Origin of the sequence: Caballeronia sp. LZ065 (assembly GCF_031450975.1) — a bacterium.
Classification (GTDB): Bacteria; Pseudomonadota; Gammaproteobacteria; order Burkholderiales; family Burkholderiaceae; genus Caballeronia.
On record NZ_JARUXV010000002.1, the window covers coordinates 629,661 to 644,124 of the forward strand.

Consider the following 14,464-nt stretch of genomic DNA (forward strand, 5'->3'; position numbering starts at 1 on the left):
CGATGACGGCTCGATTCATCGCAGCCGGTGCGATGCCTGCCGGGATGGCCGATCGTAGCATCGGCTTCAGTGAGCCGTGCGTGTCCGGGGCAGGCCTGGCAGCCGGCGTCTTCTCGAAGGCGGGTGCCGTCTCGCGCGCAACTGGAGACCTGCAGAGACAAGATTCACCCGTCGTCACGGGGAACAGGCTTCGAAAGCAGAGAGCAGCGTCGGGACACGCGCATCGCAGCTTACGCGACAGCGAACGGCGCTATCCCGCTACCGCGTTTTCATCACGTGCCGGCGCGCGCCGGAGCTTCGCTTCTCATCTCCTCTTCAATCCAGTTCGCAAGACGCAGGGCACCGGCCGGCAGTTCGGCGCCGCTTCTGACGCAGAGGTAATAGTCCCGGCCGTCGTTCAGCGGCGTGTCGAAGAGTCTGACCAGTGCTCCCGACGCCAGTTCGCGGCCGATCAGCGGCTCGCGTAACAGCGCAACGCCAAGCCCCGCCTGCGCCGCGTTCAGCGTCAACTGCCCGTCCTCGAAGAGCGGCCCGACCGCATGATGCACGTTCGGCACGCCATCCTGCCGCTGATCGCAACCGGAACCGCTTGCGCACAAAGTTCGTCGCCGGCCGAATCCGGTACGCGGACGGTTCTCATCGGTATCGCGGGGCCGCTCACCGGTCCGTCCGCCCGCATTGGCAAGGACCTCGAAAACGGCGCACGACTGGCCATCGACGACGCCAACGCCCGGCATCCCACGCTCGACGGCAAACCGGTCACGTTCGCGCTGGTCTCCGTCGACGATGCGTCCGACCCGCGCACGGCTGTCACCGTTGCGCAGCAACTCGTCGATCAGCACGTGGTGGGCGTGGTGGGGCATTGGAACACAGGCTGCAGCATTCCTGCTTCACGGGTCTATCACTCGGCGGGCATTCCCGAGATCGCGCCTGCATCCACCGGCCATCAATATACGTTGCAAGGCTATGACACGGCTTTTCGCATCATGGGCCACGATGACCTGAGCGGCGCGATAACCGGGGCGTATGCGGTCAAGACGTTGCAAGGCAAGCACATTGGCGTGATCGATGACCGGACTGCTTTCGGTTCCGGGCATGCCACGCAATTCGTCAAGGGCGTCGAAGCCAGTGGCGGGACGATCGTGGATCACGAGTATGTGGACGACAAGACGGTCGACTTCAGCGGCGTGTTGACGAGCCTGAAGGCCAAGCACGTCGACGTGCTGTTCTTTGGCGGACTCGATACGGAAGAGGCGCAAGTGGCGCGCCGTCTGAAGCAGTTGAACATCAGGGCGACCCTGCTGGGCGCGGGCGGTACGAGTCACACTTTCGTGCAACTTGCCGGAGCGGGCGCGGACGGAGTGATTGCGCTCGAACCGGGCCGGCCGCTCGACCGGATGCCGGGCGGAAAGAAATTCGATGAAGCTTATCGCGCGAGGTTTCATCATCCGGTCGAGTTGCACGCGCCATTCGCCTACGACGCCGCTGCCACGCTGATTGCGGCGGTCGAGCAAACTCAGTCGACCGATCCGGCCAGGCTGACTGCCGCGGTTCACGCGGTCAGCCGGCAGGGCATCACTGGAACGATCGCCTTCGATGCGCAAGGCAATTTGAGCGATCCGGCGTTCACCATTTTCAAGGTGGTCAATGGTGAATGGAGTATCGAGAAAATGCTCGGCGGCGGCCAACGGGTGGCCGCGAAGTAAGCCGGCATGCAAAGCCTCTGCCTCGCCTTACCGACGCTCCACATGCTCGTCGATCCATTGAATCAGGAGATCGGCGATCTGCAGATTGTTCCTGTCGAGCATGAACATGTGCGTGTTGCCGTGTATTCCCATTTCAGGCAAATGAATGAACGTGACATCGCCGCCGGCGGCGCGTATGTCGTCGGCGAATGCACGGCATTGCGCCATCGACTTCGTCCAGGTCGAGGCAAAGGGTTCCGGTGCGTCGCGCTGATGGTCGGCGAACACGATCAGAATGGGAATGCGCGCAAGCGTTGCGCGTTGTCCCTCTGTAAAGGTCGTATTGCACGCATAGCCGCTCTCCAGGCTGATGATGCCCTTGATGTGAGCCGGGTCGACCAGCGCCGCGCGCTCGGGAAACATGAACGACTCGGAGTGTCCGATCAGCACCGCACCGCCCACCTTGTCCGACAGCGCAGCGAGATTCGCGTAGGTGGGGTTCTGCGCCGGCAACGCAGCATTCCAGTCGGGAATCCACATCTTGTAGAACGCGTCGACGGCGTCCACAGGGAACTGCGTGTCCGCGAATGGCACGCCGAACGTGGGGCCGATCCTGAACCACGTCCATGCCATTTCGTGTCCGATGTTGAGAACCGGCGGTAACGCGTTCGCAGGCAGGTGTCCCGCCCGGACCGCGTTGACTTTCGATCCATCGTATCCCGAGCGCGCCCGGCCCACCTGATCCACCACATAGACCGGGCGTTGCTGGCGAAGGAAATATTCGCTCCAGCCCATTCTCCCATCGGGTGTCGTGTCATAACCCTGGCCACTGAGCGCACCGCCATGAATCATCACGACGGGCAAGTGGTTTGCCTTGACCGGCACCTGATACTGGACGTACATCTGGCCGGTCGTGACGGTTCCCTGCCGGGTCACTTCCGGTCCTTCGCTCGTGCCGCTCAGGTCGGTCGCGGGTTTGGCGGCGCCGCCCACGAAGAAGCTGCCCTGCGATTGGATCTGCAACGGCGCATGTAAGTCGACCGCATCCGTTCGCACCGGTTGCAGGGCGCATGCCCCAAGCAGCGATGCCACGCACAGCGCGATGGAGCCTGCTCTTGCAATGCGTTTGGCAGGGAAAGCCATGGACGTCTCCTCCGGAAATGTTTTTGTTGAGGGCTTGAGGCGCATTTCGATACGCAGCTATCGTGCGCCGGGCGATTATAGCGATCGCTTCATACTTCACTCATGTGGCAGCAGGATGAGTGTTTTCGCTTGCTTCCGCTCGGCGCGCTCGAGCGCTTCGTCAAAGCGCTCGAGCGCGTGCGTCTACGGTATGAGCAGCATGATCGGTGCTGTGATTTTTCGGCAGCACGCGGATCATGACGGACCAGGCCGTATCGTGGTAACCGCGTGAACCGGTCATCGTCGGTGGCCAGGAATAGCGCCCTTCCCCAGCCGACGAAACCGCGCCCAAGCCACTCTCCCAACCCTGCGCGTATCTCGCCGCTTCTGGCGACACGGTCTCGGCTATTTCCGCTCGACGGTAGAGCGCAAGCGCGCTTTGATTTCCGCTTCGCCAAGACGACGAATACGGCCACGGTCGTCTGCCACGATAGTGAGGTAACCCTGCAGCTCATCTTCGATCGGAGCGCCCAGCATCTCGTAAGCGATCCAGATGATCTGGCTGCGAAAGAGTTGCTCGGCCTCCTCGGGTGAGCCTTCGTGAAGACACTGCAGAAAGCATTGCATGTGCTTCAGTATGAAGTTCGGGTCCGAGGTCTCGGAGGGCGCCTGCACGATATACAACTGCAGCATGTTGCTGATATTCGACCACGACTGCTGCATGAAGCGATTGCCGGTCGCTGCCATCAACGAGCGATGAAAGTTCCACAGTTCGTTGCGGAAACGGAAGGTGTCCGACGACACCGTCGCCAGCTGCATGCCCTGATAGATGCGCGATAGCGTGGCGAGTGCGTCAGGGTCCCGTCTGAATGCAACGATGCGCGCTGCCGCGCCTTCGAGAATGGCGCGCTGCATGACAACTTGAGCCATGTCCTCACGGGACGGTTCGATCACGTAGCAGCCTCGGTTGTTACGTGTTTCGACCAGCCCTTCGCTGGCGAGCGTGCGCAATGCTTCGCGCAACATCGCGCGACTGATTCCGAGGGTGAGCGACAGTTCGGTTTCGATCAGCCTCTGCCCCGGCTGGAAGTGCCCGGCGACGATAGCCTTGGTGAGCTTCTCTACCGCCTGCTCGGCCAGTGAAGGAACGCGGGTGAGCGCGGCGAATTCACTCATGGGTGATCCTCGGACTAAAAAAATGCGAGCGGCGCTGCTAAGTGGGCGCGGCACAGACGCTTGTATATCGGGTCCGGCCGCTCCGGGATTGACCCATATCCGGGCATTTCGAAATGAATTCTACGTTCAAGCTCGGGAATTGTCGACAGACGACATGCCGGTTTCCTGTGCAGCGAGCCCTGACGCAGGTTCGCTTTATTTTTTTCTTGTTGACGACTGTCGACAGCATCCAATACGCTTCATTCACCGTATCGCAGTGCAGCAAATCCCACGCGGCACCACGGTTCTCCGCATCGCATCGCATCGCATCGCTTCAGTTCGTTCGCAGCAGGGTCCTTGCGACCCGGAAATTTCGTAGTCGGCGAGTCTGTCATCGTCCCGCACCTGTTCACTCAATCAGGACTACGCATTCATCATGTTGCTCTCGCTTGAAGATTTGACGACGGTGTTTCCGTCGGCGTCGGGACCCGTCAGGGCGGTCAACCAGGTCAGTTTCTCGATCGACCGGGGTGAAGTGCTGGCGGTGGTTGGCGAGTCGGGATCGGGTAAGAGCGTGACTGCGCTGTCCGCCACACGTCTCGTGCCGCAGCCGCCCGCCATCATCGAGAGCGGCCGGGCGCTGCTCGACGGCGAAGACATGCTTGCGCTGCCCATGCGCAAAATGCGCCGTCTTCTCGGCCGGCGCGTAGCGATGCTGTTCCAGAACGCCTTCGCGGCCCTTCATCCGTTGCGCAGCATTGGCGATCAGCTGCTTGAAACCATCGTGCTGCATCGCGAAGTATCGCGTAGCGATGCCCTGCGCATCGGCGTCGATCTGCTCAGGAGCCTGGGCTTCGTCGATCCGCCCGCACTCATGAAGCGCTATTCGTTCGACGTCAGCGCGGGCGACGCGCAACGGGCCATGCTGGCGTTCGCGCTCGCCGGCGAACCGGATCTCCTGATCGCCGACGAACCGACCAGCCTGCTCGATGCCGTCGCGCAGGATGAAATCCTGACCTTGCTCAAGCAGATACAAGCGCGTACCGGCATGGCGATCTGGCTGATCACGCACGACTTCGGCGTGGTCTCGCGCCTCGCGGACCGGGTAGTCGTCATGTATGGCGGGAGGGCGGTCGAGTCCGGTCCCGTCGATGCCTTGCTGGGCGAACCGCGTCATCCCTATTCACGCGGTCTGATTGCGTCCGTGCCCGACGCCAATGCGCGCGGACGGCTGCGGCAAATCCCCGGCGAGATTCCCGATCTGGCGAGATTGCCGGCCGGCTGCGCGTTTCGCGCGCGCTGCGATCGTGCGCAGACGCGTTGCGGCAGCGATGAGCCGGTCGCGCTGGCGGTCGGCGACGGACGAACGGCCCGCTGCTGGCTCTACTCGGACGCAGCCTGACTCTCTTCCTCGCCCGAATGGGCGCACGGAGCGCATGCAATGAACGTGGCAACCGAAAAGACGACGAAAACACTCGTCGAGATGCGCGGGCTGGGCTTGCGTATCGGCGATCGGCAGATCGTCGAGAACATCGATCTGTCGATTTACGAAGGGGAAACGCTCGGGCTCGTCGGTCCCTCCGGGTCGGGCAAGTCCACGCTCGGCAGGCTGGTGCTCGGCCTGCTCAAGCCGAGCGAAGGCGTGCTGCGCTACGCGGGGAAACCGCTTCTATGGCGCGGCGCCGCGGCGATGAGCCAGCGGCGCGACATCCAGATGATCTTCCAGAACCCGCTGGCGGCCTTCAATCCGCGCCGCACCATCGGTGAGAGTCTGGAACTTCCGCTCGTCAATTTCCAGCTCGGCACGCCACGTGAGCGGCGCGAGAAGATCGCGCACCTGCTGGGCGTCGTCGGGCTCGACGCCCGTTTCGCGCTCCGGTATCCGCACGAACTGAGCGGCGGCCAGTGTCAGCGTGCCGGTATCGCGCGCGCACTCGCGACCGATCCGCGCTTCATCTTTCTCGACGAGCCGTTGTCCGCCCTCGATGTTTCCGTGCAGGCCCAAGTGGCGAACCTGCTCAAGGAACTCCAGTCGTCGCTTGGCCTGACGTACCTGTTCGTGGCCAACAACCTGTTGATGGCGCGATTCATGAGCGATCGCGTGGCGATCCTCGACCGGGGGCGAATCGTCGAAACGGGGGATGCCGACGATGTGTTCGAGCATCCTGCGCAATCCTTCACGCAACGCCTGATCGACGCTTCGCTGAATGTGCGGCATGCGGTCAGTCCTTCCACACCATCCTGAACCGGGAGATCGAAGAGATGAAGTTCGGACGTTTGATTGGCAGGGCCGGATTGCTCGGCCTGATGATCCTGTCTGCCGCAGCCGCGGCGGCGCCCGCCACGCCCGTTCCCGGCGGGACGCTGGTGGTCGGCGCGGAAACGGAGCTCGGAACGCGCGACCCGGCGATCAGCGAGTCGGGTGCCGCAGCGCGTGTAAATCAGCTTATCTTCGAGGGGCTGGTCGCGCGTGATCTGAAGGCCGACACCAAGGGCGCGCCGCCGCCGGTCGTCGCGAAACTCGCGACGAGCTGGGACGTGAGCGCCGATCAGCTTACCTACACGTTTCACCTGCGCAAAAACGTGAAATTCACGGACGGCACGCCGTTCAATGCGCAGGCGGTCGTATTCAACGTCCGGCGCGTCTGGGACCCGTCGTTCCAGTACTTCACCAAGCGAGCCGCGGGCATTCCTCCGTTTCGCTATCTCTATCTGAAAGACGTCAAGGCCACCGACGACAACACGGTGGTGTTCACCCTGAGCAAGAAGAATTCGTTCTTCGTCTATCAGCTTGCGGAAAGCGCATCGCCGGGGCTTCCGACCATCGGCAGCCCGACGGCGATCGCGAAGTACGGCAACGACGACTTCGGCAATCATCCGGTGGGCACCGGGCCGTTCATCGTCACGGAGCAGGTGAAGGGTCAATACGTTGCGATGAAGCGCAATCCGGACTACTGGAACAAACCTTATCCATACGTGGATCAGTTGATCTTCCGGCAGATTCCGGACCCGCTCACGCGCGTCAATGCGCTGCGCGCGGGCGAAGTTGACATGATCGTGAGTGTGCCGCCGAACGACGTCGCGCCGTTGCGCAAGGACCAATTCATTGTCGCGACCAATCCGTTGCCGCACATCTGGTATCTGACGCTCAACGTGCATGCGAAGCCGTTCGACGACGTGCGAGTACGCCGCGCCGTCGCCATGGCCATCGACAAGGACGGCATGGCGCGCGAGCTTCTGCGCAACACCGCGGCGCCGGCCTTTTCCATGGTGAGCCGCACCTCGCCTGCGTGGGACCCCAACTGGAAGCCGCCGTACCCGTACGATCCGGTCGGCGCAAAGAAACTGCTTGCCGACGCGGGCTACCCGAACGGCTTCTCGACCATTTACGAAGAGGCTACGTCAGGATCGGGCGAGATGATCCCGGTGCCGATGGCCGAGTGGATCCAGCGGGACCTCGCGAAGATCGGCATCAAGGTTGCGCTCAAGACGTACGAGTGGAATACCTACCTGGGCCGCTGGCTCAACGGCATGGGTCCGGATGTCGGCATGGATCAGCAGTCGTGGGGATCGAATTCCGATTTCTGGTTGCAGCAACCGTTTCGCAGCACGTCGAAACCGAACTCGGGCCGTATCAACGATCCGCAGATGGACGGCCTGCTGGACCAGATGGTCGCCGCCGACTCGGACAGCCAGCGGGTCGGGTTTGCGCGCAAGATCGCCGAGCGGAATATGAGCGAGGTGTACCACATTCCCATCGTCAGCGATCTCGGTGCGTTCGCGATGTCTCAGAAGGTGCATGGCTTTGTCCGTGCGTCCGACTGGCTCGAAGACTACACGAACATCTGGATCACGCAGTAGGCGCGTTCCTGCATGACGGGTGCGGCCACCAAGCCGTCACCGCGTCAGTCCGATCAACTCTCCGCTGGGAGTCAGCATGCTGCGATTCGCGTTACGCCGCATCATTGCCGTGCCGTTCATCATCTTCGGAGTCTCCGTGCTGGTCTTCGCGCTGATGCGGATGATCCCGGGCGACGCGGCCGCCGCGCTGCTGGGTCCGTACGCGACTGCCGACGCGCTGGTCTCGTTGCGCCAGAATCTCGGACTCGACCTGCCGCCGGTGCTGCAATACTGGATCTGGCTCAAGCATGTGATCACCGGTGACTTCGGCCGCTCGATCGCATTGAGCATGCCGGTGACGGAGGTGCTCCTCCCGCGCGCCTTCAACAGCGGACTCCTCACGCTGGCGGCGTTCGTCATCGCCTGCGTGCTGGGGGTAGGCTTCGGTGTGCTGGCGGCAGTCACGCAGAACTCTATCCTCGATCGCGCGAGCGTGACCGTGGCGCTCGTGCTGGCGAACGCGCCGCCGTTCTGGCTCGGCTTCCTGCTGGTCCTGTACTTCGCGCTCAGACTGCACTGGCTGCCGGCTTCGGGCATGACCGTCATCGGACGGCCAGGCGGCGCCGGCGTGATAGTCGCTCACCTGATCCTGCCCGCCGTCACCGCCGCGTTGATTCCGCTCGCGGTCATCATGCGCCTGACGCGCCAGGCCATGATCGATACCCTCAAGCAGCAGTTCATCACGGCCGCGCGGGCGCGCGGGCTGCCGGAGCGGCGCGTGATCGCAGGTCACGCACTGCGCAACGTGCTGCCGGGCGTGGTGAACATCTGCGGCATGCAACTCGGCTACATGTTCGGAACCGCGTTATTCAGCGAGGTCGTTTTCAACTGGCCCGGCATCGGTCAGCTCATGTACAACTCGATCATCTCGCGGGACGTACCCACCATCCAGGCCGTGGTGCTCGTCGTGGGCGCGGTGTTCGTGCTGGTGAACTTCGTCTCGGACGTGACGCAGGCCGCGTTCGATCCCCGCGTGCGCCGTTAAGCCCGCGATACTGGAGCATTCGAATGACCAATCTGTCGATCGAGAAGGGCGCCGAGGTTGTCAATGCGGCAAAGGCGCCGGCCGTACCCCATACCGAGCGGCAATGGCGGCTCGCCTGCCGTGCCTTCCTCGCGGATGGTCCCGCCACGCTCAGTCTCGCGTTCGTGATAGTGGTGGCCATGGCATCGCTGCTGGCGCCGTGGCTTGCGCCTTACGATCCCAATACCGCCGGCGATACGGTGCAGACCTTCCTGCCGGTCTTCTCGCCGGGCCATTGGCTGGGCACGGACGGTCAGGGACGCGACGTGTTCAGCCGTTTGATCTGGGGTGGCCGCGTCTCCCTGCCGATCGGCATTTTGCCGCCGCTCGTGACCACGGTGGTGGCGCTCGTGTTCGGCATCACCGCCGGGTTCTTCGGCGAACGGATCGGCAATCTGATCATGCGGCCGATGGACGTGCTGTTCGCCTTCCCGATGGTGCTGCTCGCGATTGCCGTCTCCGCGGTGCTTGGCCCGGGAATGATGAACGTCATGTTGTCGATGTCGATCGTGATGGTGCCGTACTTCACGCGCGTCGTGTATGTGGAAACAGTCGGCGTGCGCAGCCGCGATTACATCGATGCCGCGCGCATCGCGGGAAGCTCCACGCTGGGCATTCTGCTCAAGGAGGTCCTGCCGAACGTGCTGGCCCCCGTGCTCGTCTATGCCACCACGGCCATCGGCGCGATGATCGTCTTTGCGTCTGGCCTGAGCTTTCTCGGGCTGGGCGTGCAGCCGCCGATCTCCGACTGGGGAATCATGTCGTCCGACGGTCTTGCCGTGCTCAGCACGAGTCCGCTCGTCGCCACGATTCCCGGCGTGATCGTCGTCGTTGTCGCACTGGCATTCAACTTCATCGGCGACGGCATCCGCGATGCTCTGGATCCGCGCCAGCGCACCCTGCGCAGAAAGTAGTCCGATCGGCCCGTATGTGGCCGGTGTCTATTTTGAAAATATCGTCATCCTAAGGAGTCGGTTTCATGCCTATCGGTCCAGAATATCCTTCCACAGATGAACTCGTCGCCATTGCCCGCGATTACGGCATCAGTCTCAGCGTCGAGGATGCGGCGACTTATCGCTCGCTCATGAAGAATTCGATCAACTCGTACCGCGCCGTCGAGGCCATGCCTGAGCCGAAATTGCCGGTCAAGTACAAGCGCGATGCGGGATACCGCCCGGAACCCGCCGACAACCCGCTCAACGGCTGGATGTGGCGCTGCGAAATCGAGGGTGCGCCGGAAGGTATCCTCAAGGGCGAACGGATTGGCCTGAAGGACGTCGTTTCGGTAGCGGGACTTCCGTTCACCAACGGTTCGCGTCTGCTGGAGGGCTATGTCCCGGACTACGATGCGACCATCGTCACCCGTATCCTGGATGCAGGCGGCACCATCGTCGGCAAGACCAATACGGACGACACCTCGTTCTCGGGCACGGGTCATACGTGCAGCCACGGTCCGGTCGGCAACCCGTTCAAGCCGGATCACAATCCGGGCGCGTCCTCGTGCGGCAGCGCCGCTGTGATCGGCGCGGGCGACGTGAGCATGGCGATCGGCGGCGACCAGGGCGGCTCGATCCGCATTCCCGCCTCCTGGTCGGGATGTTACGGTCTCAAGCCGACCTATGGCCTCGTGCCTTACACCGGCTGCGGCATGATCGAGCAGACGATGGATCACATTGGCCCGATGGCGAGCAGTACCGCAGGAATCGCCAAACTGCTGACCGCGATCGCCGGCACCGACCCGCTCGATCCGCGTCAGCGCGGTGTGATTCCAAAAGACTTCAAGTTCGATTACATGGAGTCGCTCGAGAAACCGGTGAAGGGCTTGCGGATCGGTATCGTGCGCGAGGGCTTCAAGATCGACGGAACCGAAATGGGCGTGCCGTCGTCGCAGCCGGAGGTGGATGCCCGCGTACACGCGGCCGCGCTGCAATTCCGCGATCTCGGCGCGACCGTCGAAGAGGTCTCGTTGCCGATGCATCTGAGCGCTTACCACGTCTACACGGCGATCATGCTGGAAGGCGCGACTGACTTCATGATCAAGGGCATGGGCGTGGGCAGCAACTGGCTCGGCTTCTATGACACGAACCTGAGCGAAGCGCTTGCGCGCGGGATGAAGTCGCATCCAGGCGAGGTGCCGGCCCAGGTGCTTTCGGTGCTGCTGACGGGGGAATACATGCGCCGCCGCTATTTCGGCCGCTACTACAGCAAGGGACAGAATCTTCGCCGTCTCGTCGTGCAGGCCTACGACGACGCGCTCGCGTCCTATGACATTCTGGTCATGCCAACCACGCCGATCGTCGCGACCAAGCGCGTGGGTCGCGATGCGTCGATCGCCGAGACGATCGGCAGCTCGTTCAACATGCTTCGCAATACCTGTGTCGCGGACGTCACCGGTCATCCTTCGATGAGCATCCCGTGCGGGATGTCCGATGGCCTGCCGGTCGGCATGATGCTGACCGGGCGGCGCCTGGAGGACTCGACACTGATCGCGGCATCCGCGGCATTCGAAAGCCTCGGCGACTGGAAGACGATGTAAGACAGAGGTTCCCGCGCCCGTCCGAACGCCCGGACGGGCATTTTCCTCATCACGCAATTCTCAATCAGACGGCCATCATGAATCGTGCGGTCAAGACCAGCCTTGTTTCGCTTTCGTATGCAGGCATGCTAATTAATTCGCAGGTAGCAAGCGCGCAGAGTTCAGTCACGCTCTACGGCATTCTCGATTCGGGAATTGCCTATATTCATAACAGCGGCGGCAAGGCGACACAGATCGCGATGACCGTGGGAGAGGCGGGTCCACGGTGGGGCCTGAAGGGCGAGGAGGATCTCGGAGGAGGGCTCAAGGCCATTTTCGTTCTCGAAGACGGCTTCAGCGTGGGGACGGGACGACTTGGGGGAAACAATCTGGAGTTCGGGCGTTCCGCGTATGTGGGTCTGGCGAGCAGCACGTTCGGCACCTTCACGCTCGGACGGCAATACGATCCGGTCACCGACCTGGTCCAGGCGATCACCGCCGACTGGGTATTCGGGCCGATCTTCGCCCCACCCGGCGACTTCGACAACTACGACGATTCCGCGCGCTTCAGTAACGCGGTCAAGTGGACCAGCCCGGCTTACCGTGGGGTACAGGCGGAGGCGATGTATTCGCTCGGCGGCGTGGCGGGCGCGACCGGCTCCGGGCAGACGTGGTCCGGCGCCCTCGGATACCACACGGGGCCCGTGTTCCTCGCTGCAGGCTATCTGCATATCGACAATGGCAATCCGACGGTTGTCGCGCGCGGCACGAGCAGCGCCGATTCGCTCTTCAACAGTCCCGTCAACGCAGGCTATGCGTCCGCCAGTTCGGTCGACATCGCACGAGTGGGCGCGGAATATGTCGATCACGGCGTGCAGGCCGGCGCGGCCTATAGCTATTCCGTCTACAACCGCGACGGCTCATCGACGTTCGCGAACAAGCAGAAGTTTCATAACGGCTCGGTGTTCGCTGCGTACAACATCACGCCGGCATTTCTGGTCGGCCTCGGCTACAACTATTCGCGGGCGCTCGGTGATGCATCGGCCAAGTATCACTCTTTCGAACTTGGAGCGAACTACGCGCTCAGCAAACGCACGGTCGTCTATGCGCTGGCGGCCTATGTTCATGCGCTGGGCGAGCAACGTGACGCGAGCGGTGTGTTGAGTCCGGCGCAAGCGGTGGTCGGATCGTATGACATTGCCTCGGGCGCGAGTACGCAGGAGATGGCGATCGTAGGCATCCGGCACTCGTTTTGATTTTTCTATCGCCGGGGCTCTTCGGAGTGGCGGCGCACACTTGCAGAGGATCTGAAAATGGACCGTCCTGCTTTTGAAGTGACCGCCGGGCGTATCGGCGCGTACGCGGAGATGTTCGATATCACGCTGTCCGCCGACGACTGCACGAGGCTGGCCCGGAGCCTTTCGGCGGGCCTCGCCGGACTGGCGGCATTACGCGCGGTGAATGTGGACGGCATCGAGCCCTTCGTCGCCTTTCCGATCGACCGGGTGCAATCATGAGCCGGCCCGCTGACGCAGACCTGCCGTTTCTGTCGATAGTGGAACTCGCCCGGCATATCGCTTCACGCGAGATCAGTTCCGCCGAAGTGACTGCGTTGATGCTCGATCGCATTGCCGCGCTCGACCCCTCGCTCAACGCCTTCATCACCGTCGTGGCGGATGCCGCGCTGACCCGCGCGAAAAGCCTGGACGCGTTGCTGGCAAGCGGCGTCAGGGTGGGCCCGCTGCATGGGGTGCCGATCGCCGTCAAAGACAACATCGCGACGGCGGGCATCCGAACCACGGGCGCATCGAAAATCTTCGCGGACTGGATTCCCGAACAGGATGCGACCGTGGTGCAGCGCTTGCATGACGCGGGCGCCGTGCTGCTCGGCAAGCTCAACCTGTATGAACTGGCGTTTGGCGGCGTCCATCCGGATTTTGGCGAGACGCGCAATCCGTGGGACCTCGCACGCGCTTGCGGCGCATCGAGCAGCGGGCCGGCGGCGGCGGTCGCCGCAGGTCTCGCCTTCGGCTCGCTCGGCACCGACACCGGCGGCTCGATCCGGCTTCCGGCGGCGGCCTGCGGGCTGGTCGGACTGAAACCAACTTACGGAATCGTCAGCCGGGCGGGCGTTCTGGCCGCCGGATACAGTCTCGATCACATCGGGCCGCTCACCCGAACGGTGACGGATTGTGCGTTGATGCTGCAGACGCTTGCAGGCCACGATCCCCGCGATCCCGCGGGTTCGCAGCGCGCCGCGCCGAACTTTCTCGACGGGATCGAGGACGGCATCGATGGCGTCCGGATCGGGGTGCCACGGGTTCAGCCGAGCGAGGCGATCGAGCCGGAAGTGCAGCAGGCCTGCGCGATGGCGATCCAGACACTGGAACGCGCGGGCGCACGGCTGATCGACGTGACCCTGCCGGATCATCTCCTTTCGCGCAACGTGATGTGGGCGATCGCCGCGACCGAACTTGCCGAAGCGCATCGCGATCATTTGCGCAACACGCCCGAGGCCTATTCAGAGCGCGTGCGGGATTCAATTCTGCAAGGCGCGCTTCTTCCCGCGACCGAATATGTGCATGCGCAGCGCGTGCGCCAGAAGATCGCGCTCGCTTACGCACGAGTCATGGACGATGTCGATCTGCTCGCCATGCCGGTCATGCCCTTTCCCGCGTGGCCGGTCGGTGCGGCCGAGGTGTCGTTCGGCGGGTCGACCGAAAACCTGATGGCCGCGCTGACGCGCTATTGCCCGCCTTTCAATATGACGGGTCAGCCGGCCATTGCGATCCCGACTGGATTCGATGCACACGATCTTCCGCTCTCGATGCAAATCGCAGGGCGTCTGCACGAGGACAGACTGGTCTTGCGGGCGGCGAGAGCGCATGAACGTGCAACGGATTGGCATCGGCGGCGGCCGACGTTCTGTTGAAACTCAGGTTGAACGCGGCGTGCCGGGGAGGACGGTGTCGGAAACGGACCTGAGCCTCGAACCCCTGCGCAACGCGACGCCACCTGGAAAACGTGCCAGCCCTGCCGGCGCACGGCCGCCATCGACGTCAC

The 14,464-nt window shown here is 63.0% G+C and carries 12 protein-coding genes and 1 pseudogene; 10 read left to right on the plus strand and 3 right to left on the minus strand.

What is annotated here, in order from left to right:
- Window positions 1-272 precede the first annotated feature (272 nt).
- Window positions 273-560: pseudogene (locus tag QCE63_RS17055) on the minus strand (LysR substrate-binding domain-containing protein); the annotation flags it as partial.
- Between QCE63_RS17055 and QCE63_RS17060 the strand changes: the two are divergent.
- Window positions 540-1,706, plus strand: a complete 1,167-nt coding sequence (locus QCE63_RS17060; protein ID WP_404990139.1) for a branched-chain amino acid ABC transporter substrate-binding protein — start codon at window positions 540-542, stop codon at window positions 1,704-1,706. The pseudogene QCE63_RS17055 and the gene QCE63_RS17060 sit on opposite strands and share 21 nt — an antisense overlap.
- A 27-nt stretch (window positions 1,707-1,733) precedes the next feature.
- On the opposite strand, the gene QCE63_RS17065 is transcribed toward QCE63_RS17060, so the two are convergent.
- Window positions 1,734-2,828: a hypothetical protein gene (locus QCE63_RS17065; protein ID WP_309834597.1), complete on the minus strand. Its 1,095-nt coding sequence runs from the start codon at window positions 2,826-2,828 to the stop codon at window positions 1,734-1,736.
- Window positions 2,829-3,212: 384 nt separating this feature from the next.
- On the minus strand, window positions 3,213-3,983 hold the full coding sequence (locus QCE63_RS17070; protein WP_309834598.1) for a GntR family transcriptional regulator: 771 nt from the start codon (window positions 3,981-3,983) through the stop codon (window positions 3,213-3,215).
- A gap of 415 nt (window positions 3,984-4,398) precedes the next feature.
- Between QCE63_RS17070 and QCE63_RS17075 the strand changes: the two genes are divergently transcribed.
- The 9 genes from QCE63_RS17075 to QCE63_RS17115 all read left to right on the plus strand — a co-directional run bounded on the left by QCE63_RS17075 (window position 4,399) and on the right by QCE63_RS17115 (window position 14,333).
- Window positions 4,399-5,364: an ABC transporter ATP-binding protein gene (locus QCE63_RS17075; RefSeq protein WP_309834600.1), complete on the plus strand. Its 966-nt coding sequence runs from the start codon at window positions 4,399-4,401 to the stop codon at window positions 5,362-5,364.
- Between the two features lie 39 nt (window positions 5,365-5,403).
- Window positions 5,404-6,207 carry an ATP-binding cassette domain-containing protein gene (locus tag QCE63_RS17080; RefSeq protein WP_309834601.1) on the plus strand — a complete coding sequence of 268 codons (804 nt, stop codon included), beginning with the start codon at window positions 5,404-5,406 and terminating at the stop codon, window positions 6,205-6,207.
- Between the two features lie 17 nt (window positions 6,208-6,224).
- Window positions 6,225-7,823 (plus strand): ABC transporter substrate-binding protein, encoded by a 1,599-nt coding sequence (locus QCE63_RS17085; RefSeq protein ID WP_309834603.1) that lies wholly within the window; start codon window positions 6,225-6,227, stop codon window positions 7,821-7,823.
- Window positions 7,824-7,899: 76 nt separating this feature from the next.
- Entirely contained in the window at window positions 7,900-8,847 is a 948-nt protein-coding gene (locus QCE63_RS17090) for an ABC transporter permease (protein WP_309834604.1), read from the plus strand.
- A 23-nt stretch (window positions 8,848-8,870) separates the two neighbouring features.
- Window positions 8,871-9,800 (plus strand): ABC transporter permease, encoded by a 930-nt coding sequence (locus QCE63_RS17095; RefSeq protein WP_309834606.1) that lies wholly within the window; start codon window positions 8,871-8,873, stop codon window positions 9,798-9,800.
- Between the two features lie 65 nt (window positions 9,801-9,865).
- The gene (locus tag QCE63_RS17100) at window positions 9,866-11,422 is read left to right on the plus strand and encodes an amidase (protein ID WP_309834607.1); all 1,557 of its coding nucleotides are present in this window, start codon (window positions 9,866-9,868) and stop codon (window positions 11,420-11,422) included.
- Window positions 11,423-11,547: 125 nt separating this feature from the next.
- The gene (locus QCE63_RS17105) at window positions 11,548-12,657 is read left to right on the plus strand and encodes a porin (protein ID WP_404990140.1); all 1,110 of its coding nucleotides are present in this window, start codon (window positions 11,548-11,550) and stop codon (window positions 12,655-12,657) included.
- A gap of 57 nt (window positions 12,658-12,714) precedes the next feature.
- Window positions 12,715-12,918 carry a hypothetical protein gene (locus QCE63_RS17110; RefSeq protein WP_309834611.1) on the plus strand — a complete coding sequence of 68 codons (204 nt, stop codon included), beginning with the start codon at window positions 12,715-12,717 and terminating at the stop codon, window positions 12,916-12,918.
- Window positions 12,915-14,333: an amidase gene (locus tag QCE63_RS17115; RefSeq protein ID WP_309834613.1), complete on the plus strand. Its 1,419-nt coding sequence runs from the start codon at window positions 12,915-12,917 to the stop codon at window positions 14,331-14,333. The genes QCE63_RS17110 and QCE63_RS17115 overlap by 4 nt, the downstream gene beginning before the upstream one ends.
- Window positions 14,334-14,464 lie beyond the last annotated feature (131 nt).